The following is a 20,652-nucleotide window of genomic DNA, read 5'->3' as shown; positions in this document are numbered from 1 at the left end:
TGGTTTCGGTGAATAAAGACGGGTCAGACCCGCTGTATTCTGTGTTCATCCCGCCATGGCTGAGGTGAAAGGTGAGCGCTAGGGTGAATGTCGCGATACCGTTGAAGGTCCCCTGGTGCCTGTCCCCGTCCGTGTCCGCCTTCCGGGTCGAGGTCACGGAGAACGACGCGGCGGAGGTGGCGTTCGACGTTTACGACCTCTCGGGGAGGGACGGGGTCGAGGGCCTCGAGCTCCCCCGCGTGGTGATGGAGTTCCCCGGCGGGCAGTGGCTGCGGATGTACCCGGTGATCGACGACGACGACCCCGACCTGCTGGGCAGGTTCGACTGGGGCAGCGTCCCGAGCTTCTTCGACGCGACGCGTAGCCCCCACGAGACGGGGGAGGAGTTCAGGAGCGCCTGGCGGGCGATGGGGGTCTGCCCGGACCCCTGGGTTTACGAGATCGAGTCCTCGACCTGGCTGGGGGAGAGCGGCGCCGGCCGCTTCGGCTGCCGGCACTTCCTCATGAGGGGGAGGGAGATGTGGGTCGAGGTGCTCGCCCTGGGGTGCTCGTGGCGGTGGCACCGACCGGCGCGATCTTCGGAGCTGGGATGAATTGCGTGCCTCGGGGGCGACGGCGAAAAGCCTGCGGAACGTGCTGTGGCCACGTATTTGCACCCGGTGACCAGGGTGATCTGGCATGCACATAGAAATCGACTACAACTCCGATGCGGTTGTACAGGGAATACCCTGGTACAACGATGAGGACATCAGCATCGGGTTCAAGCTAGAGATGCCGCTGAGGTCCTCAGCGGCATCGTCGGTTCTGGTGAACTTTCTTCAGGTTATGGTCGATATTGATGGACGGGCACTATACGTGGAGGGGGTAACGCACCCGAGTTCATGGCTTCTGACCGACGCTTCACCCTCATCGACCCACAAGGGGACCCTTAGATTTATTTACGCCTTCCAACCTGGTGTGTCCGTAAGGCTTACAGGGCCAGCCGAGTGGCCGCAGTATATAAACCTACGCGATAGGTGGTTCTGCATTGGCGACCGGGAGATCAAATCCGATGACATACCCATCGAATTTGCGTCCAACACCGTCGCGATCATTAGGTCGAGGCACCTGGTGGGTCTGTGGATAAAACTAGATAATCTGCCTCGATCGTTGGGAGGGTAAGCATGATAAGCTGCTGGAAATGCAGTTGTTCATATACGATGACCAATGGAAAAAACTTGCCGAACCGGGCGACTTTGTGGCGATTCTTCCACGAGGACTAGACACTAAGGATAAGCTTCTTAATGCGCTGGCTGAAACGCTGCAGTTCCCCGGCTACTTCGGCTTCAATTGGGACGCATTGAACGACTGTCTCACGGACTTTCATTGGTTGAGCCAGCGTAGAATCCTGTTGATTCATGAAGATCAAACCTTGTTGTCTGGAAAGGACCTTACCACATACATAAGTATTCTGGAGGATGTTGCTAGCCTATGGGAAGAGCTCAAAGAACACAAGTTGATAGTGGTCTTTCCGAAGAGCGCGGAAAGCCACCTCAGCAGCCTGCTCGTGGAATAAAGGATCTAGCCTGATTTATTGTGAAGGCTAAGCCAGAAGCAATGAACACCGTAGGAATTGGTTTATGGCAAAAGAAGAACATCTAGTCCGACTTGCCAGAGAAATAAGCGACGATGAATTTGTGACTCTATGCGTGTAATTGAGAAAATTGAGTTTTGTAACAGAACTGAAAGCAGATGATAAGGCTGCCATCGAAGTCTATTCTCGTGAGAATGACAAGATAATTTGGTCAGGTGCGGCAAATATATCTATTAATGGGACGTCGATTTATCTAACGAATGCGCTCTTGGATGACGAGGAGTACAAGAATATGTTGCGTTACATAGAAGAATACCTTACTTAAACAAGCAGTGTTTTTGGGGATTGAAGAGTATTAGTATGTTCTGCACTCGACATTTACTGGAAGCTCCATTTTCTCTTGTGCGATTGAGTCGGTAGTATAGGATACCAGTAGATGATTTCCTGAAGCGATCATCAGTGAGCATTTGGCCAGTGAGGTAGGGAATGGCATGAAGATGCAGCTCACTCAACTTGCCGCTCTCGATCTTTACGTAAGCCGGGTGGTCTGGAGGCTGATTAACGGCGAGGAACGTGCCTACCGTTTTCACTGCACACACACCGGCCCAGGCGGAATCTGGGCAGTCGTAGCTTTAGAACCCTTCGGGCCTGAAGTTGGGGGACCGGTTGAGGGGGATACCAGGCCCGTCTATCGGGTAGTTGGAACTTTTACAATTGCGAGGACATTTCTTCGTGAGCATCCCCACCCTATCGGAATCCTTGAGTCAATAGCTGTGGGGTCACCTGGCGAGTTTATTCTTATCTTCTCTTTCACCACAAGTGGAGGAGAAGAAGTGGCCTACCCGGTGAGGATCAGGGGTTCGACTGAGACAGAGGTTATGTTGGCTGGACCATTAGAGGCTTTACTGATGGATAGTTCGGTGACAAGAGACCATATAGTATCGACAGTACGACGCCTTCATGAGGCCACCCAGGTGGCTCTCCAGATAGATTCCAGCAGTCCTGCATGAGGTTAAACGCTAATACCCAAGAATACAGATATCTGATACCTTCGTTCGCCACCTCATAGCCCCGCCCCAGCCGTCCTGAGGGAGTTTTTAGGTAAGGCGAGCGAGGTAGTGCCATGGGGGAGAAGCAAGTGGAAGATATAATCCGATCGATTGCTCACAAGAACAGTTCGCTGACTTTTTCACAGCAACTGGAGCTGATCAAACAAAAAACTGATAGAAAGACTCTTCTGAGCGTCTTGGAAACGTGGGCGCGGGAGTTTGGATTTGAGGGGATCTGGGCACTCGATGCGTTGTTAGAGCTGGATAAGGATCGCGCCAGGGAAGCCGCGACGCGGTGGCTAAGCCATCCCGATGGGGATGCGCGCATGATCGCTTTGGGCGTTCTGGTGAAATGCTGGGAAGACCATATCCCGGTTGACCAACTGATCACTTTGGCGAGGAATGACCCAGACGCGGATGTGCGCTTCCGGAGCATCATTATCCTCGGCCAACTCGGTGATGAACGTGCTCTCGCGGTGCTCGAGTGGATAAGGGATCATGATGAGGGAGAGAATTACGAGGGTGAGCCACTTAGATACGCTGCCGAAGACGCTATCAGCCGGATCAAGCATCGGCTATCACCGGATATCTTGTGCCCGCGGATGCGCCTGACCAGCGGGAGCGTGACGAATACTGAAGATGGAGGGTTGAAAACAAGTAGATCCTGCCGGGGAGACACTATGAGCAGCATTCCAGAGGAAGTAAGAGAGAAGCTCAAGAATACAATCTATGAACTTCACCCACCTCGAGACGTGTCCGATGTAGCACGGCGGATGGACATCGACCCCTCGAGTTCTCTTGCTGAGTTCTTCCGGCATTACAAAGGTGTATTTGGTAAACCTAACCTCTATTGGCTCCTAGATATCGAAGGCGAACCACCTGACTCCATTCAGTCTGTCACACAGCAGGCCAGACAGGCGCTCGGTTTTCCCGAAGGAATTTGGATCATCTCAAATTTAGGGGATACGTATGACTTCATTGCATATGATTCAAGGAATGACTCTGTTCACCTAGTAAGTGAGGTTAATGAGCTCTTCGACTTTATTGCTGGAAGAATTCAGCCCCAATGGCCGTCTTTCCGGGATTTTCTCATCAGCTATTTCAAGGACTATCCGATCTCTGAACGAGAGAAACGATCTGGTAGTTAGGTCCCATACCGCGAGGTGTACATGTTTGTATTTCTGAGGTACAAGGTATGAGCCATGTGCTGGACGCGCTGAGGCTACTATAGACGTTTCCCCTGTAGCTTTAGAGAAATAACGCTGTTCTCAATACCTTCGCTATAGCCCCGCCTTAGCCATCCTGAGGAAGACAGGATTACGAACCAGGTTGTGGGCCAGGATGAGGAGGTTTATCCGGGCTATGAGGCCCCCGAAGCTCTTGCGTCATCCACCCAGATGAAGGTGGCGATAGAGCAGAATCTCCAGGTCAAGGTAGTACGTGGGGTGCTCGCGATCGGGTCGCACGGCACCCCCCGTCTTTCTCACACCCTGCCGCCCCAGATCAAGTATCAAACGAAGGGATAAGTGAGGCCCATGTATGGTCAGCAGAAGATTGTACTTTGTACTTTAAGCTCGATTGCGATGAGTTGCCTGTTTTTTTGAAAGGAGCGGTGGTTATAAGTTGGCAGCAGAAGCTCCGCTCGCTTATCAATGCAAGGGAATCAGGGCTGGAAGAAATAGCCATTGGTCTAGAAACAGACGTTCCGCTAAGCCAGGCTGAGGTAAACCAGTATGTGAGCAACTCGCGACTCCTAGTGCCTGGTGAGTTGGTAGAGCTTTATAGGATTACAGATGGCTTGGTAATAGGAACACACTTCTTCATCGCGGGTATTTTTTCGACTAAACATGGCCTTCAGAGAACGCTGGCTCAACTGAACGACTTATTTGGGGATATCGCTGGCCAATGCGAGTCTCATGGCGTGAGTTTGATCATCGGGTCGAACCAAGCAAGTGGAGATCTTGCTATCGACAAGGAGGGTACTGTTGTAGCGATCTGGCCAAGGGATCCACGCGAGGCCGATATCTTAGCCAGCTCACTTGATGAATTCCTCGATAACGTGTGTCTTGGGAGTGGCTACCTGAAGGTTTTCCCTACAGATACTTTGTGGTTTCCTCTCTTAGAGAAGATTGGACTTATAGAGAAATCCTGAAAGCATGTCGTCACAAACTCTTTACCTGCTCACCTCATCTATCCCTATTGCCCCTCGCCCTGCCCACGCCTGCGGCGAGCCCGACGCCGCCCCGCCCGCGGTGAACATCACCAGCCCCGCCGTGGGCTAGCCGGTCTCGAGCACCGTGCGGGTCCAGGTCGCCACCAGCGACGGCTCGGGCACCTCCTCGGAGCCCTCCGTGATCGGCTGCGGCGGTAGGAAGGCAGGAAGCTGACGAGAAGGGCTAGCTTGACCTCCGCTCAGGCCTCCGACACCCCGCTCGAGAGCGGCCGCTGGCGCATGAGGGATTGGACGAGCTCGAGGCGGTCTACGAGGGAGGGGGCCTCGAGGAGGGCTTGTTTCTCGGCGGCGGGGACGCGGAGGTTGACGCAGAGGAAGGAGGCTTGGTAGAGGGGGTCTTCGGGGAGGTTGGCGAGGGCTTCCTCGAGGGCCTTGGGGTCGGCCTTGCCCGCGACGTACTCGCGGAAGGCCTCCATCGCGTCCCAGGCGGCGATGGCTTCGCTGCCGGGGTCGGAGCGGAGGAGGGGGAAGGGCTGGTCGGGGACCGAGTAGTAGAGCTGGCCCTCGCCCAGGCTGATGTCGCCCACGCGGCAGCGGTCACCGCCCCGGCAGACGATGTTGAAGGTGCCGTCGGGGTTTTCGGAGGCGGCCAGGAGCTCGACGTAGCCGCCGATTTCGTGGTATTTTCCCGGTTCCGGCCCGGCCAGGGTGATCACGAAGCGCCGCTCGCCCTCGTCGCGGGCGAGCAGGTCGCGGGTCATCTGTTTGTAGCGCTCCTCGAAGATGAAAAGCGGGATCAACAGGCCGGGGAAGACCACGGTCTCCGGTAACGGAAACAGGGGCAAGCGGGTCACACGATCAGGTTAGACCTAATTCGGCCTGGCAAAAGCGGCCTGATCTAAGTTTCTCGAGGGTGACTTTGTCAAAAGTCACCCCGACCGAAGGGAGGATGAGGGCTCCGGCGTGAGCCTGTTACCCTATCCTCTGACAGGCTCACGCCGGAGCTACTTAGCTTTTTGCCTGCTGGAAGCTGGCCCAGCGCTCCTGGAGCTTCTCGAAGATGCGCTCGAGCTTGCCCTTGGGCAGGATCACCTGCTCGGTCTCGCCCTCGCCGATGAGGTCGCCCAGCTCGTTCCACACCTTGAGCGCCGCGTAGACGCGGTTGCCCTCGGTGCGCTCGTGCTCGGCTACTAGCCGCACCTTCATGCCCGGCAGCGCCGAGGCCAGGTGGTTGACGCTGACCTTCGAGCCGATGCCCTCCTCGCCCTCCTCCAGGAAGTCGAGGATGATCATGCGCCCGGCCATTTCCATGTGCTTGGCCATCCAGTAGGTCGCGTAGACGGCGTGCAGCTTGCCGAGCCGGGGGTCGTGGGGGTGCTCGAAGTCCACGGTCATCTCGTCGGTGACCGTGACCTCGAGCGTCGCCTGGTATCCGATGGGTATGGGTTTCATAAGGGATCGCTCATGGCCGATAGCCCATAGCCGATAGCAAAAGACCTTCCTCTTGGCTACTGGCTATCAGCTCTAGACTATTGGCCTAGATTCCTCAAGTCCGCCACGCGCTTGAGCTTACCGCCTTCGCTGCGCGGGGCGGTACCGGGGCTGAGGAGCGTGACCCTGACCGAGACGCCGATGTTGTCCTTGACCTTGTGGGCCACCTTGTCGCGCAAAGCGGCCAGGCGGTGGTCGGCCTCGATGATCTCGTCGGAGAGCATCTGGGCGCCCACTTCGCGGAAGAAGGGCTCGGCGACCTCGAGCTTGAGCTCGACCTCGTCCATGGTGCGCTCGCGCTTGAGCACGATCTGGTAGTGGGGGGCCACCTCGGGGATCTGCAGCAGCACGGCCTCGATCTGGGTGGGGTAGACGTTGACCCCGCGCACGATGAGCATGTCGTCGGTACGGCCGCGGATCTGGGCCATGCGGGCGTGGGTGCGGCCGGAGGCGCCCGGCTCGCGGGTGATGTAGGTGAGGTCGCCGGTCCAGTAGCGCAGCACCGGCATGGCCTTCTTGGTGAGCGTGGTGAGCACCAGCACGCCCACCTCGCCCTCGGGCAGCGGCTCGCCGGTCTCGGGGTGGACGATCTCGGGGTAGAAGTGGTCCTCCCAGACGTAGCTCAGGCCGTCGCGCTCGTTCACGTCCTCGTTGGAGACGCCGGGGCCGATGATCTCGGAGAGGCCGTAGATGTTGGTGGACTTCACCCCCAGCCCCTCGTCCACGCTGCGGCGGATGGCCTCGGTCCAGGGTTCCGCGCCCAGCACCGCGTACTTGAGGCTGATCTCCTCGGGGCTCACGCCGCGCCGCTTGAACTCCTCGGCCAGGGTCTGGGCGTAGGAGGGGGTGCAGCAGATGACCTCGGGCTTGAAGTCCTGGATGAGCATGATCTGGCGGTCGGTCATGCCGCCGGAAATGGGCACGACGATCATGCCGAGCCTTTCCGCGCCGCCGTGCAGCCCCAGCCCGCCGGTGAAGAGGCCGTAGCCGTAGGCGTTGTGCAGCATCATGCCGGGCTCGGCCCCCGCGGCGGCCAGCGAGCGGGCCACCACCTCGGCGAAGACCTCGAGGTCCCCCTTGGTGTACCCCACCACCGTGGGCTTGCCGGTGGTGCCGCTGCTGGCGTGGATGCGGGCGAGCTCGTGGCGGGGCACCGCGAAGAGGCCGAAGGGGTAGGTGTCGCGCAGGTCGCGCTTGCGGGTGAAGGGAAGCTTGGGCAGGTCCTCCACGCCCCGTATGTCGGAGGGCTTCAGGCCGGCGGCCTCGAGCGTGGCCCGGTAGAAGGGCACCCGCTCGTAGACGTAGGCGACCTGTTCGCGCAGCCGCTCGTCCTGGAGCGCTTTGAGCTTGGGGCGGGGAAGGGTCTCGAGTTCGGGCTGGAAGATGGGCATGGCAACCTCCTATCAAACGTCGAACGCCTAACGCCTAACGCCTAACGCGAGACGCTGGCCGGTCATATGTCGTACGTTCTACCTTGTGGCCTCGTCGGGAAAAGCATCGACCCCTCCCGCTCTCGCCAGCGAGAGCGGGGGTCAGGGGGTGAGAGCCTATCCAACGCCATACGCAACACGCCCTATGCCTGCGCGAGGTTCATAAAGCCGTCATCCCCCCGTCCACGGCGAGCACCTGGCCGCTGACGTAGTCGGAGGCGGGGGAGCAGAGGAAGAGCGCGGCCCCGGCGAGCTCGCCGCTGCGGCCCAGGCGGCCCAGCGGGGTGCGCTCGCTCACGGCGGCCTCGATGCGCGGCAACACCTTCTCGGTCATGCGGGTGGGGAAGAAGCCGGGGGCCAGGGCGTTGACGCGGATGCCGTGGGGGCCCCACTTCACCGCGAGGTCGCGGGTCAGGGCGATCATGGCGCCCTTGGAGGCGGAGTAGGGGGCGGCGTCCATGACCTCGCTGGGGCTGCCGGCCAGACCGGCCACCGAGGCGATGTTGAGGATCTTGCCGTAGCCGCGCTGCTTCATGCCCCGGGCGGCGATGCGGCTGGCGAGGAAGGTGCCGGTGACGTTGACGTCGAGCACCTCGCGCACCTTGGCGGCGGGCACCTCGAGCGCGTCCTGGCCCCAGGTGACGCCGGCGGCGTTGACCAGCACGCTGAGGGGCCCGAGCTCGGCCTCGACCCGCCCGACGGCGCGCTCGAGGCCCTCCTCGTCCTGCACGTTGCCCACCAGGGGCAGCGCGTCGGGGATGAGCTTGAGGGCGTCCTCGAAGAAGCCCTCCCGGCGGGCCAGCAGCGCGACTTTGGCCCCGGCCTCGCGCAGGGCGTGGGCGATCTCGAGCCCCAGGCCCCGCGAGCCCCCCGTCACCAGCGCCACCTTGCCGTCGAGGCGGAACTGCTCGAGCACGCTCATACCTTCTCGACCACCATCGCGATGCCCTGGCCCACGCCGATGCACATGGTCGCCAGGCCGAACTGCACGTCGCGCCGCCGCATCTCGTGGACCAGAGTGGTGAGGATGCGCGCGCCCGAGCTGCCCAGCGGGTGCCCGATGGCTATTGAGCCGCCGTTGACGTTGAGCCGCTCGTCGTCGGGGTCCATGCCCCACTCGCGCAGCACCGCCAGGCTCTGCGCGGCGAAGGCCTCGTTGAGCTCGATCAGGCCGAGGTCGGAGAGGGATAGCCCGGCCCGCTCGAGCGCCTTGCGGGTCGCGGGGACCGGCCCGATGCCCATGATGCGGGGCTCGACCCCGGCCACCGCCACCGAGCGCACGCGGGCCATGGGTCTCAGCCCGTGGGCCCGGGCGTACTCCCCGGAGGCCAGCAGCAGTGCCGCCGCCCCGTCGTTGAGCGAGGAGCTGTTGCCGGCGGTGACGCTGCCGCCCTGGCGGAACACCGGCTTGAGCTTGGCGAGGGCCTCGAGGCTGGTGTCGGCGCGGGGGCCCTCGTCCTTGCAGACGGCCTCGAGGTTGCCCTTGCGGTCGCGGACCTCCACCGGGATCATCTGGCCGTCGTAGGCGCCGCTCTGCTGGGCCTGGATGGCCTTCTGGTGCGAGCGCAGGGCGAAGCGGTCCTGCTCCTCGCGGGGGATGCGGTACTGCTCGGCCAGGTTCTCGGCGGTCTCGCCCATGGCGTCGGTGCCGTAGAGCTCCTTCATGCGCGGGTTGACGAAGCGCCAGCCCAGCGTGGTGTCGTAGACGGTGACGTTGCCGGTGGCGAAGGGCTTCTCGGCCTTGGGCATGACCCAGGGGGCGCGGCTCATGCTCTCCACGCCGCCGCCGATGTAGACCGGGCCCTCCCCGGCCAGGATGGCGCGGGCCGCGCTCGCCACCGCGTCGAGGCCGCTGCCGCACAGCCGGTTGACCGTCGAGCCGCCCACTGAGGTGGGCAGCCCCGCCAGCAGCAGCGACATGCGGGCGATGTTGCGGTTGTCCTCCCCGGCCTGGTTGGCACAGCCCATGTACACGTCCTCGACGTCGGCGCCGGGTATGCCGGTGCGCTCTAAGAGGGCCTTGAGGGGGAGGGCCCCCAGGTCGTCGGGCCGGACCGAAGCGAGCACCCCGCCGTGCTTGCCGACGGGCGTGCGGACTGCATCAACGATGTAAGCTTCCATAACGCGGATGGCTGACAGCCGGTGGCGGATAGCCGAAGACGCTCGTTCTCGCTACCCGCTACCGGCTATCGGCCATCGGCCTCCTTTCTGAAGACGGTGCCGGTGAACAGGGCCACCAGCTCCGGGCCGCGCCGGACTTCGATGCGGTAGGTGGCGGTGCGGCGACCCAGGTTCTCCTCGGTGGCGTGGGCCTCGAGGCGGTCGCCGGGTTTGGCGGGCTTGAAGTATTCCATGTGGGTCGAGAGGGCCACGGCGGGCACGCCGTGGGAGTTCGAGGCCAGGGCGAAGGCGGCGTCGGCGAGGCTGTAGAGGAAGCCGCCGTGGCCGGAGCCGTGGATGTTGAGGTGCTGGGGGCCCACCACAGCCGAGAGGTGGGCCCGTCCCGCGCCCACCGCCTCGACCTTTATGCCCAGCAATTCCATGTAGGCGTCGCTCAGGCTCACTTGGCGGCTTCCTCCCTCGCGCGGATGCCCAGGTAGGACTCGAGCACCCGCGGGTCGTGCAGCAACTCCTGCGCCGGGCCCTCCATCACCCGCTCGCCGGCCTCGAGCACGTAGCCCCGGTCGGCCAGCTTCAGCGCCATGCGGGCGTTCTGCTCGACGACCAGGATGGTCACGCCCTCCTTCTTCAGCTCGCCCAGGATGCGGAAGATCTCCTGCACGATCAGGGGGGCCAGGCCCAGGCTCGGCTCGTCGAGCATCAGCAGCTTGGGGCGGGCCATCAGCGCGCGCCCGATGGCGAGCATCTGCTGCTCCCCGCCCGACATGGTGCCCGCCAGTTGCTTGCGCCGCTCGCGCAGGCGGGGGAAGAGGGTGTAGACGCGCTCGAGGTCCTCCCGGATGCCCCTCTCGCGCCGCTGCACCCGGGTAAACGCGCCCAGCAGCAGGTTGTCCTCCACCTCCATCGAGGCGAAGAGCTCGCGCTTTTCGGGCACCAGCACCATCCCGGCGGCGGCCAGGGCTTCGGGGGTGCGCCGGGGCAGCTCGCGCCCGCGGTAGCTCACGCCGCCCGAGGCGTTCACCAGCCCCACCAGGCCCTTGAGGGTGCTGCTCTTGCCCGCGCCGTTGGGGCCGATCAGCGTCACCGCCTCGCCCTCGGCCACGTGCAGCGAGAGGTCGCGCACGGCTTCGACCGCGCCGTAGCGCACGGTGAGGTTCTTGACTTCGAGGATGGTCATGGGCGACCTCCGGTCGCGCCCGCCGTCAAAGGCCGGACGCCGAACGCCAGGGAACGGCTCGTGGGAAGAGCCCCCGACCACCGGCCACGGGCCCCCCGCCACGGGCCTCCCGGCACCCGTTCCCCCATCTTTCCACGAGCGGGGGCTTGGCGTTTGGGTTCTTGGCCCCTGTTCATGCCACCGCCTCCCCCAAGTACGCCTCGACCACCTTGGGGTTGCGCTGCACCTCGGCGGGCGAGCCCTCGGCCAGCTTCTCGCCGTAGTGCATCACCACCACGCGGTCGACGAGCCCCATCACCAGGTCCATGTCGTGATCCACCAGCAGCACCGTCACGCCCTCGCCCACCAGCTTGCGGATCAGAGCGGCGAACTGGCGCTTCTCGCCCGCCCGCAGGCCCGCCGCCGGCTCGTCCAGGAGCAGCACCTCGGGGTTGGAGGCCAGAGCCCGCGCGATCTCGAGCAGCCGCAACTGCCCCAGCGCCAGCCCGTCGGCTTTGTGGTGGGCGATGTGGGCCAGGCCCACGCGCTCCAGCGCCCGGTAGGCCTCGACCAGCGCGGCTTTCTCCTCGGCCTGCGAGAGCCCCAGCATCACCTGCGGGATGCCCGCGCTCGTGCGGGCGTAGGTGCCCAGCGCGGCGTTCTCGAGCACGGTCATCTCGGGGAAGAGGTGGGGGTGCTGGAAGGTGCGGGCCAGCCCCAGCCGGTGCACGGCGTAGGGGGCCTTGCCGCTGATGACCTGCCCCTTGAAGCGCACCTCGCCCTTGCTGGGCGCGAGTACCGAGGTGATGAGGTTGAAGCAGGTGCTCTTGCCCGCGCCGTTGGGGCCGATGAGGCCCAGGATCTCGCCGCGCCGCAGCTCGAAGCTCAGCCCGTTCACGGCCACCAGCCCGCCGAAGTTCTTGACCAGGTGTTCGACCTCGAGCAGCACCTCGCCCGCGCCCCCGGCGCTCACCCGGCCCGGCAGGCCGCCGCCTTCGGGCTGCTTGGGCTTGGCCTTGGGCAGGTAGCGCTCGACGAAGGGCCACAGCCCCTTGGGGGCGAGCATCAGGATCAGCACCAGGATCAGGCCGTAGGCGATGATCTCGTAGTTGCCCGAGCGCCCGAAGAGCACCGGCAGCAGGTCCTTGAGCCACTCCTCCAGCGCCGTCACCAGCCCCGCGCCCAGGATCACGCCGGGGATGCTGCCCACCCCGCCCGCCACCGCCGCGATGAGGTACTTGATCGAGGCGTCGAGGCTGAAGGGGGAGGGGTTGACGAAGCGCAGGAAGTGGGCGTAGAGCCAGCCGGCCAGCCCCGCGTAGACCGCGGCCAGCACGAAGACCTGCAGCTTGAGCACCGCCGGGTTGACCCCGAAGCTCGCCGCCGCCACCGCGTCGCCCCTCGAGGCCCGCAGCGCGCGGCCCACGCGGCTGTTGGTGAGGTTCCACGCCGCCCAGGCCCCCAGCAGCACCGCGCCCCACGAAAGGTAGAAGAAGGAGCGGGAGTCGCGCAGCTCGAGGCCGAAGAGGGCCACCGGCGGCAGGTTGGTGAGCCCGGTGTGCCCGCCGGTGAACTCGGTCCAGCTCCCCAGCACGATGTACAGCGCCATGCCCCAGGCGATGGTCGACAGCGGCAGGTAGTGGCCCTTGAGCCGCACGGTGATGCCGCCCAGCACCACCGCGCCCGCCGCCGCCACCGCCACCCCGGCGGGCAGGGTGAGCCAGGGGCTCCACCCGGCCTGGGTGGTGAGCAGCGCGGTGGTGTAGGCCGACAGGCCCGCGAAGGCCGCCTGCCCGAAGCTGGTCATGCCGGCCATGCCGGTGAGCAGGTAGAGCCCCAGCGCCACCAGCGCCCCGAAGGCGATGAAGTTGGCGAGGGTGAGGTAGAAGGGGAAGGGCGACAGCAGCAGCGGGGCCACCGCCACCAGCCCCAGTGCGACCCATACGACCGGCCCGCGCATCACTCCTCCTCCGCGATCTCGTGGCTGCGCAGGCTGCGCCACAGCAGCACCGGCAGCAGCAGGGCGAAGACCAAGGCGTCCTTGAAGGCGCTCGAGGCGTACCCCGCCCACTGCTCGAAGCCGCCCACCACCAAAGCCCCCACCACCGCCAGCGGGTAGCTGATCAGGCCGCCCAGGATGCCGGCCACGAAGCCCTTGAGGCCCAGCAAGAAGCCCTGGAAGTAGGCCGGGTTGATCAGCGGGGCCAGCAGCATCCCCGCCACCGCCGAGATCAGCGTGGCGATGCCGAAGGAGACGTAGCCCGCCTGGCTGGGGCTGATGCCCAGCAGCCGCGCCCCGTAGCGGTTGACCGCGCAGGCCCGCAGGGCCTTGCCGTAGAGGCTGCGGGTGAAGAAGAGGTACAGCCCGGCCATGGCGAGGACGGCGAAGCCATAGACCAGGAAGGCCTGGTTGTTGACCGGGACGATCCCGACGTTGGTCTGCCCGCCCCACACGGCCGGGAGGCGGTACTGCTCGGGCCCGAAGAACACCAGGCCCAGCCCCTGGTAGGCGAAGTGCAGCCCCACCGCGATGATGAGGTACACCAGCACGGTCGCGTTCCTCACCGGCTCGAAGAACAGCCGGTAGCTCGCCGGCCCCAGCGGCAGCACCACCAGCACCGCCAGCAGCCAGCCCAGCCACAGCGGCACCCCGCGGGCCCCCACCCAGGCCAAAGCCACCACGCCGGCGGCGGCCAGCAAAAGCCCCAGCGCACGGCGGGGGTGGCCGCGCTCGAGCACCGCCCACACCGCCAGCAGCGTGGCCGAGAGCCAGGCCGTGCCGGGGATCTGCCCGCCGAGCTCGAGCCCGCTGACCGCGGGCGGTAAGAAGAAGGCGTAGGTGAGGGGCGCGAACACCAAGAACTCGCCCAGCGGCACCAGGATCACCCGGGTCACCGCGAACACCAGCACCAGCGCCAGCGCCAAGAGCGCGTAGATGGTGCCGCTCTGGATGGCGTCGGCGGCCAGGAAGGAGAAGACGGTCCAGTCCATAAGATCCACAGGACAGCCGGTAGCGGATAGCCGGTCGCGGGGGACCCCCCTCGGCTATCCGCTACGGGCCGCTAGCTGCTCATCGGAACATCCGCACCAGCTTCCACCGGCCGTTCTGCACCTGCACCATCACGGCGGTGTCCTGGAAGCGCAGGCCCAGGTGGTCGTCCTTGGAGAAGCTGAACACCCCGTGCGAGGCCACGACGTTCTTGGTGGCCTCGAGCTCGTCGCGCAGGGCCGCGCGGAAGGCCGCGAGGTTGTCGGGGTTGGCGTTCTTGAGGGCGCGCTCGAGGGCGGCCCGCAGGATCAGCCAGGCGTCGTAGGCGTGGGCCCCGAAGGTGGAGTAGCTGCCGATGCCGAACTTGGTCTCGTAGCGGGTGATGTAGTCGAGGGCGGGCTTCTTGGAGGGGAAGCCAGAGGGCAGTTGCTCGGCCACCAGGATGGGCCCGGCGGGCAGCAGCGTCCCCTCGACGTCCTTGCCGCCCACGCGCAGGAAGTCGGGGTTGGCGACGCCGTGGGTCTGGTAGATCAGACCCTTGTAGCCGCGCTCGTTGAGGGTGCGCTGGGGCAGCACCGCCGGCGTGCCCGAAGCCCCCACCAGCACCGCGTCAGGCCGCGCGGCGATGATCTTGACGACCTGGCCGGTGACCGAGGTGTCGGTGCGGGCGTAGCGCTCGTTGGCCACGACGTTGAGCCCGCCCTCCTTGGCCTCCTGGGCGAAGAAGGTCCACCAGCCCTCGCCGTAGGCGTCGTTGAAGCCGATGTAGGCCACGGTCTTGACCCCGCGCTCCTTCATGTCGGCGACGATGGCGCGGGCCATGAGCTCCTCGGTCTGGGGGGTCTTGAAGACCCACGAGCGCTTGGCGTCCACGGGCGCGATGATGGCCTTGGAGGCCGCCAGCGAGATCATGGGCACCTTGGCCTCGGCCACCACGTCGATCATGCCCAGCGAGGCCGGGGTGGTGGTGGTGCCGATGACGGCGACGACCTGGTCCTCCTGGATCAGCTTGCGGGTGCTGCGCACCGCCTGGGTGGTGTCGGAGGCGTCGTCGAGGATGACGAACTGCACCCTGCGCCCGCCGATGCCGCGCTTGTTGACCTCCTCCTCGAGCAGCAGGAAGGTGTTGCGCTCGGGGATGCCCAGCGAGGCCGCCGGCCCGGTCGCCGAGACCACCACCCCGATCTTGAGGGGGGCGGGCTGCTGGGAGAGGGCCAAACCTAAGGCCGCGACGAGAAGAAAGAACCATCGTTTCATGCCTATCCTCCTAAGCGCTTTGCTCTTCGACGGGGTTTGCCGTGGCGGTCAAACCCGCGATACTGCCGAAGCTTTCGAGCCCCGCCGCCACCACCCGGCGCAGCAGGGGGTGGGGCCGGTAGCGGTCCTCGCCGAGCTCGGCGTGCAGGCCCTCGAGCGCCCGCAGCACCGGCTTGAGCCAGACGAGCTCGGCCCACTCGAGCGGCCCCCGGGGGTAGCCGGTGCCCAGCCGCATGGCCTTGTCGAGGTCGGCGGCGGTGGCGACGCCCTCGGCCAGGGCCGAGACGGCCTCGTTGATCAGCAGGGCCAGCACCCGGAAGCCCACCCCGCCGGGCTGGTCGGGGAGCAGCAGGGTGGGGTGGCCGTGGGCCTCGAAGTAGCGCCTGGCGATCTCTGAGGCGGCGTTGGGGCCGCTCAGGGGGGCCATCACCTCCGCCACGCTGTGCTCGCCGAGCGGGGGCACCAGGCTGAAGCCCGCCACCGGGCGAGCGCCGTAGTTGGGGCGGGCCGCGCTCGCCGAGTGGCCCCAGGCCAGCGTGACGACGGGGAGGTCCTCGAGGAAGTCGGCCTTGCGCTCCAAGAGCACCCGGCAGTCGAGCACGAAGTCGGCCTCGCGCACCTCCTCGGTGTGGCGGAAGCGGCGGCGCAGCTCCTCGGCCAGGGGGTTGGGCCCCACGATGAAGGCCAGCGGGGCCGAGGCCGGGTCGGCTTTGGGGGGGGCGGGCGGGGCAGGGGGGCCGGGTGGATACTTATACCATCCCTCGCCGGTCTTGCGCCCGAGCATCCCCGCCGCCACGCGCTGGTATTGCAGGGCGTGGGGGCGGTAGCGCGGCTCGGCGTACATGCCCTTGAACACCGACTGCGAGGCGGCGTAGTTGACGTCCAGGCCGATGAGGTCCATCAGCTCGAAGGGGCCCATGGGGAAGCCCAGGCCCCGCAAAACCTGGTCGATGTGCTCCTTGGGCACGCCCTCGCCGTGCAGCCGGAGGGCCTCGCCGTAGAAGGGGCGGGCCACCCGGTTGACCAAAAAGCCCGGGAAATCCCCCACCCGCACGGGCTCCTTACCCCAGCGGCGGGCGAGCTCGAGCGCCCGCTCCACCACCTTCTCGTCGGTCTGCACCGCCGGGATGACCTCGACGAGCTTCATGCGCTGGGCGGGGTTGAAGAAGTGCAGCCCCACCACCCGCTGTGGGCGCGGCACCTTCGCCGCGATGGCCGAGACCGAGAGGGTGGAGGTGTTGGTCGCCAGCACGGCGCGGGGGTTGAGCTCCCCGAGCTTGCCCAGCAGTTGCTGCTTGAGCTCGAGCTGCTCCGGCACCGCCTCGATCACCCACTCGGCCTCGGCGCAGCGCTCGAGCTCGCCGGTGGTCTGCAGGCGCCCCAGCACCTCCTCGACCGTGCCCGCTAAGCGGCCCTTCTCGGCGGCCTTCTGCAGATCGGCGCCCACGGCGGCGAGGGCTTTGTCGAGGGCCTGGGGGTAGGGGTCGTAGAGCAGCACGGGGTGGCCGGCCTGTGCGGCCACCTGCGCGATGCCGCGCCCCATGGTTCCTGCCCCGATGATTGCCACGCGTTCGTTCACCCTTCACCCCTGAGGTTTGAGTTTTTATGCCAAACTAACATTCGTTTGTATAAGTTTGCGCCAGTCTAATATGACGGTTTTTCGCCGTCAAGCAGCCCAGGCAACAGATTTCGCCCTCAGATGACGTGCTGGGGGAGGCCCTGGAGCTCGGACTCCTGCAGCTCCACCCAGCCGCCCCCGAAGGCCTCGAGCCGCGAGCCCTCGAGGAACCAGCTCTTGGGGGTGCGGGCGCCCCACAGGGTCTGGCGGCGGGGGTCGTTGAGGTGCCAGCGGATGGGCTCGAAGTCGGGGTCGACGGTGAGGTAGTCGGAGGTGTAGAGCTCGATGCGGTGGCCGTCGGGGTCGCGCAGGTAGAGGAAGAAGGCGTTGGAGATGCCGTGGCGGCCCGGCCCGCGCTCGATGGCGTCGGTCTGCATGGCCCCGGCCAGGATGTCGCAGGCCCGCAGGATGGAGGCGGAGTCGGGCATCCAGTAGGCGAAGTGGTGCAGGCGGGGCCCGGTGCCGTTGGTGAGGGCCAGGTCGTGTACCCCGCCCCGCCGGTGGATCCAGGCGGCCCAGATGCGGCCCTCGTCGTCCTCGGTGTACTCGGTGAGGCGGAAGGCCAGCCGCTCGGTGTACCAGCGCAGGGTGTCCTGCACCCAGGGGCTGATGACGTTGACGTGGTCGATGCGCTGCAATCCCGGCCCGCGGTGCAGGTCGTAGCGCTGCAGCAGCCAGGGGTACTTCACCGACTCGGCGTAGAAGGCCACCGGGGTGCCGAAAGGGTCCTGCAGGCGCAGCAGCTTGGGGCGGTCCTGCTCGCTCTCCCAGCGCCAGGGCAGCCCCTCGGCCTCGGCCAGGGCGACCAAGGCCTCGAGGTCGGCCTCGCCCGCCACCCGGTAGGCCAGGTGCTTGATGCCCGCCTCGGGGGCGAGCTCGAGCTTCAGCGTCCACTCGCGGTCCTCGTTGCCGCGCAGGTACAGCGCCGAGGCGCTCTCGTGCAGCACGTTGAGGCCCAGCAGCTCCACGTAGAAGTGGCGCGAGGCCTCGAGGTCGGTCACGTAGAACACCCCGTGACCGACGCGGATGATGTTGGGGATCGTCGCCATGGTCATGCCTCCCTTGGAAACCTCACCGCAGGGTGCGGTAGCCCCGGTTCCAGTAGACCAGCGGCCGTTCGGCCCCGCTCAGCCGGACCGCCTCCACCCGCCCCACCACGATGCGGTGGTCGCCGCCGGGGTAGAGCTGCCACTTCGCGCAGTACAGCGTCGCCAGCGCCCCCTCGACCGACAGGTCCGGGCTCAGCGGCTCGAGGCCGGAGCTCGACCGGCCGGCGAAGTGGTCGGAGACGGCCTGCTGCCCTTCGGCGAGCAGGTTGATGGCGAAGCGCTCGCCGCGCTCGAGCACCTCCAGCAGGTTGGCGTTCTCGTCGATGCACACCAGCACCAGGGGGGGCTCGAGGCTCACCGAGCTGAAGGAGCTGGCGGTCATGCCGCGGCGCTCGCCGTCGGCCTCGGCGGCCACGATGGTCACCCCGCTGGGCCAGCGCGCGAGCGCGCGCTTGAACAGCTCGCTCAGGGTGGGTTGGCTCACGGCTTCCATAGTCTCTCCCGGGGGCGCCTCCGCGCCCATCAGTCGCCCGCGACGGCTTCCTTAGGCTGCTCGCTCCAGCCCAGGAAAGCCCGGATGCGCGCCTTGTAGGGCTCCTTGTCGTAGACCGAGAACAGCGTCTGGTACATGCGCACGGGGTCGCCGAAGAAGAAGCGCTCGTAGAGGGTCTGGCGCGCGCCGAAGCCGCTGGTGGTCATGTCCCAGGCCAGCCGGAAGAGCTGCACGCGCTCACGCGCGGGCAGGGTGGCCGACTGGAGGTACTTCTCGAGGTACGGCCCCACCGGCCCCTCGAAGTCGGCCTCGCCGGGCAGGGTGATGAGCCCGGAGGCGCTGACCTGCTGCACGATCTCGTTGATGCGGGGGTAGAGCCGGGGGTAGAGGTTGCGCGCCCCGTCGAGCGCGGCGCGGTCGGGGCAGTACAAGCCGTACTTGTTGGGCTTGGCCTCGGCCTCGGCCCGGGTCCAGAAGCCCTTCATGGCCTCGAGGTAGACGATGAGCTCGGCGATCTTCTCCTGCACGTGGGGGAAGGCGTCGGCCCCGATGGTCTCCCCGATGAGGCTGACGAGCCCCAGGAAGGCCTCGGTCTTGGCGTTCTTGAGCACCACCACCTGGTGGGCCATGTGCATCAGGGCCCCGGTCTCGGCGTAGGCGTTGTTGCAGCGCTGGAGGTCGCCCAGGATGAAGATGCGCTCCCAGGGCACGAACACGTCGTCGAAGACGGTGAGGCAGTCCATCTCCTCCAGGCGGCTGGAGAGGGGGTGGTCGTAGCTCGAGTCGCCCACCGCCATGCTCTCGCGGCTGATGAAGTGCAGCCCCGGGGTGTTGGTGGGGATGGCGAAGGCCACCGCGTACTTGTCGGCCCCGGGGCCCTCCTTGAGCAGGGTGGAGGGGAAGACCAAGAGCTCGTCGGCGGTGGGGAGCGTCGAGAGCATGCGGGCCCCGCGCACCACGATGCCCTCGGCGGTCTGCTTGACCACGCCCACCGGGATGTAGGGGTCGGGCTGCTCGGTGACCGACTTGGCCCTGTTCACCTGGGGGTTGGTGAGGCAGTGGGTGGTCGAGAGGTCGTTCTCGCGCACGTAGCGCACGTAGTTGCGTACGTTGTCGGCGAACTCGCCGAAGAAGTCGGCCGACTGCTCGTAGGCCATGAGCACCGCGTTGAGGTAGTCGGGGCAGCGGCCCATCATGCCCAAGTTGGCGTCGGCCCACAGCTTGTAGGCCGCGCTGCGGCGGGAGAGGTCCTCCTTGCTGCGGGCGGGCAGCAGGCTCATGGCGTAGCGCTGGCCGTTTTCCTCGTAGGTGAGCGTGTCGCGGTACTTCGGGTCGTGCTGCATGTCGTACAGCGCCGCCAGGCTGTGCACGATCCCCTTGAACACCGGGTGGGTGGTGGGGTCTTCGACCTTCTCCCCCTTGTACCAGATGTTCGGGGGGTTGTGCCGTAAGGCTTCGATGTACTGTTGTCCGGTACGGGCCATGACTCCTCCTGTGGGCTCGAGCCCAACCACGCTTGGGGGTTGATAGCGCCAAGGTACGGCGGGCTCGCCCGCGCGGGTAGTTCTGGAACCGACAAATTTTCCTGCCAGATTTGTCAGCCGCTACAACCTCTTCGGGCTAAATCGGGTCACGAGGCCAATTGTCCTCCGGAGCTTCGTGGATAATGACAAAAAGGCCGCCCCGGTTTGGAGTCTTATGCGATTCGACGAACTCGCCCAAAGCCTGCGCCTCGAGGTCCGGGTTCCCTGCGACAAGGAGGTGACGCTGCTCGAGCCCGCCGAGCGCCCCTCGCTGGTGCAGGGGGCGGTGCTGGTGGGCTCCTCGACCCGCCTGGTGCCGCGCCTGCGCCCCTACCTGGCCGGCTGCTTCGTGCGGGTGGAGGAGGACTTCGCCGCCCTCGAGCAGACCTGCGTGGCCGCGGGCTACGGGCTGGCCCTGCTGCCGCCTTGGCTCTCGCCCGCCACCGCGCTCGACGAGGGCCGCCGCCGGTTGGCCGAGGCCCGCAGCCACGAAGCGCTGGGCATGGTCAGCACCCTCGAGCTCCTCCTGTCCCGCCTGGCCGACAACCGCAGCTTCCTCGAGGCCCTGGGCGCCGTCACCGGGCTGCCCCTGGCGCTGCTGGCCCCCTGGGGGGAGGTGCTGGCCTGGGTCGGGGCGGTCCCCGCGCAGCACCCCAAGGAGGTGGGGCGCGGGCCGGGCCACCTCGCCCTCGAGGCCGGCGAGTGGCGGCTGGTGGCCTACGGGGAGGCC

20 protein-coding genes and 1 pseudogene are annotated in these 20,652 nt (G+C 65.7%); 7 read left to right on the top strand and 14 right to left on the bottom strand.

Annotated features, from left to right (window positions below; all coding sequences use genetic code 11):
* Window positions 1-131: 131 nt before the first annotated feature.
* The 6 genes from MEICH_RS0114820 to MEICH_RS28795 all read left to right on the top strand — a co-directional run bounded on the left by MEICH_RS0114820 (window position 132) and on the right by MEICH_RS28795 (window position 4,774).
* On the top strand, window positions 132-593 hold the full coding sequence (locus tag MEICH_RS0114820) for a hypothetical protein (protein ID WP_157202802.1): 462 nt from the start codon (window positions 132-134) through the stop codon (window positions 591-593).
* 85 nt (window positions 594-678) lie between these two features.
* Entirely contained in the window at window positions 679-1,161 is a 483-nt protein-coding gene (locus MEICH_RS28810) for a hypothetical protein (RefSeq protein WP_157202801.1), read from the top strand.
* A gap of 19 nt (window positions 1,162-1,180) precedes the next feature.
* Window positions 1,181-1,555 carry a barstar family protein gene (locus tag MEICH_RS27275; RefSeq protein ID WP_051304180.1) on the top strand — a complete coding sequence of 125 codons (375 nt, stop codon included), beginning with the start codon at window positions 1,181-1,183 and terminating at the stop codon, window positions 1,553-1,555.
* 509 nt (window positions 1,556-2,064) lie between these two features.
* Window positions 2,065-2,583, top strand: coding sequence for a hypothetical protein (locus MEICH_RS28805; RefSeq protein WP_157202800.1), 519 nt, complete (start codon window positions 2,065-2,067; stop codon window positions 2,581-2,583).
* 113 nt (window positions 2,584-2,696) lie between these two features.
* A complete protein-coding gene (locus tag MEICH_RS28800; RefSeq protein WP_157202799.1) occupies window positions 2,697-3,770 on the top strand; it encodes a HEAT repeat domain-containing protein in 1,074 nt (357 codons plus the stop codon).
* A gap of 413 nt (window positions 3,771-4,183) precedes the next feature.
* Window positions 4,184-4,774, top strand: a complete 591-nt coding sequence (locus MEICH_RS28795; RefSeq protein ID WP_157202798.1) for an SMI1/KNR4 family protein — start codon at window positions 4,184-4,186, stop codon at window positions 4,772-4,774.
* Window positions 4,775-5,034: 260 nt separating this feature from the next.
* Here the strand turns inward: MEICH_RS28795 and MEICH_RS0114800 are convergent, their stop codons facing one another.
* From MEICH_RS0114800 to hpaB, 14 genes are all read right to left on the bottom strand, one after another.
* Window positions 5,035-5,649, bottom strand: a complete 615-nt coding sequence (locus tag MEICH_RS0114800) for an LON peptidase substrate-binding domain-containing protein (protein ID WP_027893295.1) — start codon at window positions 5,647-5,649, stop codon at window positions 5,035-5,037.
* Window positions 5,650-5,803: 154 nt separating this feature from the next.
* Window positions 5,804-6,247 carry a thioesterase family protein gene (locus MEICH_RS0114795; protein ID WP_027893294.1) on the bottom strand — a complete coding sequence of 148 codons (444 nt, stop codon included), beginning with the start codon at window positions 6,245-6,247 and terminating at the stop codon, window positions 5,804-5,806.
* 77 nt (window positions 6,248-6,324) lie between these two features.
* Window positions 6,325-7,677, bottom strand: coding sequence for a phenylacetate--CoA ligase family protein (locus tag MEICH_RS0114790; RefSeq protein ID WP_157202797.1), 1,353 nt, complete (start codon window positions 7,675-7,677; stop codon window positions 6,325-6,327).
* A gap of 199 nt (window positions 7,678-7,876) precedes the next feature.
* Complete coding sequence (locus tag MEICH_RS0114785; protein ID WP_027893292.1) at window positions 7,877-8,638, bottom strand: SDR family oxidoreductase; 762 nt, start codon at window positions 8,636-8,638, stop codon at window positions 7,877-7,879.
* The gene (gene pcaF, locus MEICH_RS0114780) at window positions 8,635-9,837 is read right to left on the bottom strand and encodes a 3-oxoadipyl-CoA thiolase (RefSeq protein WP_027893291.1); all 1,203 of its coding nucleotides are present in this window, start codon (window positions 9,835-9,837) and stop codon (window positions 8,635-8,637) included. The genes MEICH_RS0114785 and pcaF overlap by 4 nt, the downstream gene beginning before the upstream one ends.
* A 65-nt stretch (window positions 9,838-9,902) precedes the next feature.
* Window positions 9,903-10,274, bottom strand: coding sequence for a hydroxyphenylacetyl-CoA thioesterase PaaI (paaI, locus tag MEICH_RS0114775; RefSeq protein WP_027893290.1), 372 nt, complete (start codon window positions 10,272-10,274; stop codon window positions 9,903-9,905).
* 2 nt (window positions 10,275-10,276) lie between these two features.
* Complete coding sequence (locus MEICH_RS0114770; RefSeq protein ID WP_027893289.1) at window positions 10,277-11,014, bottom strand: ABC transporter ATP-binding protein; 738 nt, start codon at window positions 11,012-11,014, stop codon at window positions 10,277-10,279.
* A gap of 172 nt (window positions 11,015-11,186) precedes the next feature.
* Window positions 11,187-12,953 (bottom strand): branched-chain amino acid ABC transporter ATP-binding protein/permease, encoded by a 1,767-nt coding sequence (locus MEICH_RS25230; protein WP_051304179.1) that lies wholly within the window; start codon window positions 12,951-12,953, stop codon window positions 11,187-11,189.
* Window positions 12,953-13,984: a branched-chain amino acid ABC transporter permease gene (locus MEICH_RS0114760; RefSeq protein ID WP_027893288.1), complete on the bottom strand. Its 1,032-nt coding sequence runs from the start codon at window positions 13,982-13,984 to the stop codon at window positions 12,953-12,955. The genes MEICH_RS25230 and MEICH_RS0114760 overlap by 1 nt, the downstream gene beginning before the upstream one ends.
* Window positions 13,985-14,063: 79 nt before the next feature.
* Window positions 14,064-15,239, bottom strand: a complete 1,176-nt coding sequence (locus tag MEICH_RS0114755; protein WP_027893287.1) for an ABC transporter substrate-binding protein — start codon at window positions 15,237-15,239, stop codon at window positions 14,064-14,066.
* 10 nt (window positions 15,240-15,249) lie between these two features.
* Window positions 15,250-16,818 carry a 3-hydroxyacyl-CoA dehydrogenase NAD-binding domain-containing protein gene (locus MEICH_RS25225; protein WP_036218581.1) on the bottom strand — a complete coding sequence of 523 codons (1,569 nt, stop codon included), beginning with the start codon at window positions 16,816-16,818 and terminating at the stop codon, window positions 15,250-15,252.
* A 116-nt stretch (window positions 16,819-16,934) separates the two neighbouring features.
* Complete coding sequence (hpaD, locus tag MEICH_RS0114745; protein WP_027893286.1) at window positions 16,935-17,906, bottom strand: 3,4-dihydroxyphenylacetate 2,3-dioxygenase; 972 nt, start codon at window positions 17,904-17,906, stop codon at window positions 16,935-16,937.
* A gap of 22 nt (window positions 17,907-17,928) precedes the next feature.
* Window positions 17,929-18,375, bottom strand: a complete 447-nt coding sequence (hpaC, locus tag MEICH_RS0114740) for a 4-hydroxyphenylacetate 3-monooxygenase reductase subunit (RefSeq protein ID WP_027893285.1) — start codon at window positions 18,373-18,375, stop codon at window positions 17,929-17,931.
* 53 nt (window positions 18,376-18,428) lie between these two features.
* Window positions 18,429-19,883, bottom strand: a complete 1,455-nt coding sequence (gene hpaB, locus MEICH_RS0114735; RefSeq protein ID WP_027893284.1) for a 4-hydroxyphenylacetate 3-monooxygenase, oxygenase component — start codon at window positions 19,881-19,883, stop codon at window positions 18,429-18,431.
* A gap of 214 nt (window positions 19,884-20,097) precedes the next feature.
* Here hpaB and MEICH_RS25220 point away from each other — a divergent pair.
* Window positions 20,098-20,652 (top strand): annotated as a pseudogene (locus MEICH_RS25220) (PucR family transcriptional regulator); the annotation flags it as partial.

This window comes from Calidithermus chliarophilus DSM 9957 (genome assembly GCF_000430045.1).
Lineage (GTDB): Bacteria > Deinococcota > Deinococci > Deinococcales > Thermaceae > Calidithermus > Calidithermus chliarophilus.
Note: the sequence above shows the minus strand (reverse complement) of the source record. Positions and strands in the feature narration are given on the sequence as shown.

Bases quoted from the DNA above. Each gene is read 5' to 3' on its own strand.
- pcaF (WP_027893291.1), bottom strand. From the start codon at position 9,837: ATGGAAGCTTACATCGTTGATGCAGTCCGCACGCCCGTCGGCAAGCAC.
- MEICH_RS25230 (WP_051304179.1), bottom strand. From the start codon at position 12,953: ATGCGCGGGCCGGTCGTATGGGTCGCACTGGGGCTGGTGGCGGTGGCC.
- MEICH_RS28805 (WP_157202800.1), top strand. From the start codon at position 2,065: ATGAAGATGCAGCTCACTCAACTTGCCGCTCTCGATCTTTACGTAAGC.
- hpaB (WP_027893284.1), bottom strand. From the start codon at position 19,883: ATGGCCCGTACCGGACAACAGTACATCGAAGCCTTACGGCACAACCCC.
- MEICH_RS0114770 (WP_027893289.1), bottom strand. From the start codon at position 11,014: ATGACCATCCTCGAAGTCAAGAACCTCACCGTGCGCTACGGCGCGGTC.
- MEICH_RS0114755 (WP_027893287.1), bottom strand. From the start codon at position 15,239: ATGAAACGATGGTTCTTTCTTCTCGTCGCGGCCTTAGGTTTGGCCCTC.
- hpaD (WP_027893286.1), bottom strand. From the start codon at position 17,906: ATGGCGACGATCCCCAACATCATCCGCGTCGGTCACGGGGTGTTCTAC.
- MEICH_RS28810 (WP_157202801.1), top strand. From the start codon at position 679: ATGCACATAGAAATCGACTACAACTCCGATGCGGTTGTACAGGGAATA.
- MEICH_RS27275 (WP_051304180.1), top strand. From the start codon at position 1,181: ATGCAGTTGTTCATATACGATGACCAATGGAAAAAACTTGCCGAACCG.
- MEICH_RS0114760 (WP_027893288.1), bottom strand. From the start codon at position 13,984: ATGGACTGGACCGTCTTCTCCTTCCTGGCCGCCGACGCCATCCAGAGC.
- MEICH_RS28800 (WP_157202799.1), top strand. From the start codon at position 2,697: ATGGGGGAGAAGCAAGTGGAAGATATAATCCGATCGATTGCTCACAAG.
- MEICH_RS0114785 (WP_027893292.1), bottom strand. From the start codon at position 8,638: ATGAGCGTGCTCGAGCAGTTCCGCCTCGACGGCAAGGTGGCGCTGGTG.
- MEICH_RS0114795 (WP_027893294.1), bottom strand. From the start codon at position 6,247: ATGAAACCCATACCCATCGGATACCAGGCGACGCTCGAGGTCACGGTC.
- MEICH_RS0114790 (WP_157202797.1), bottom strand. From the start codon at position 7,677: ATGCCCATCTTCCAGCCCGAACTCGAGACCCTTCCCCGCCCCAAGCTC.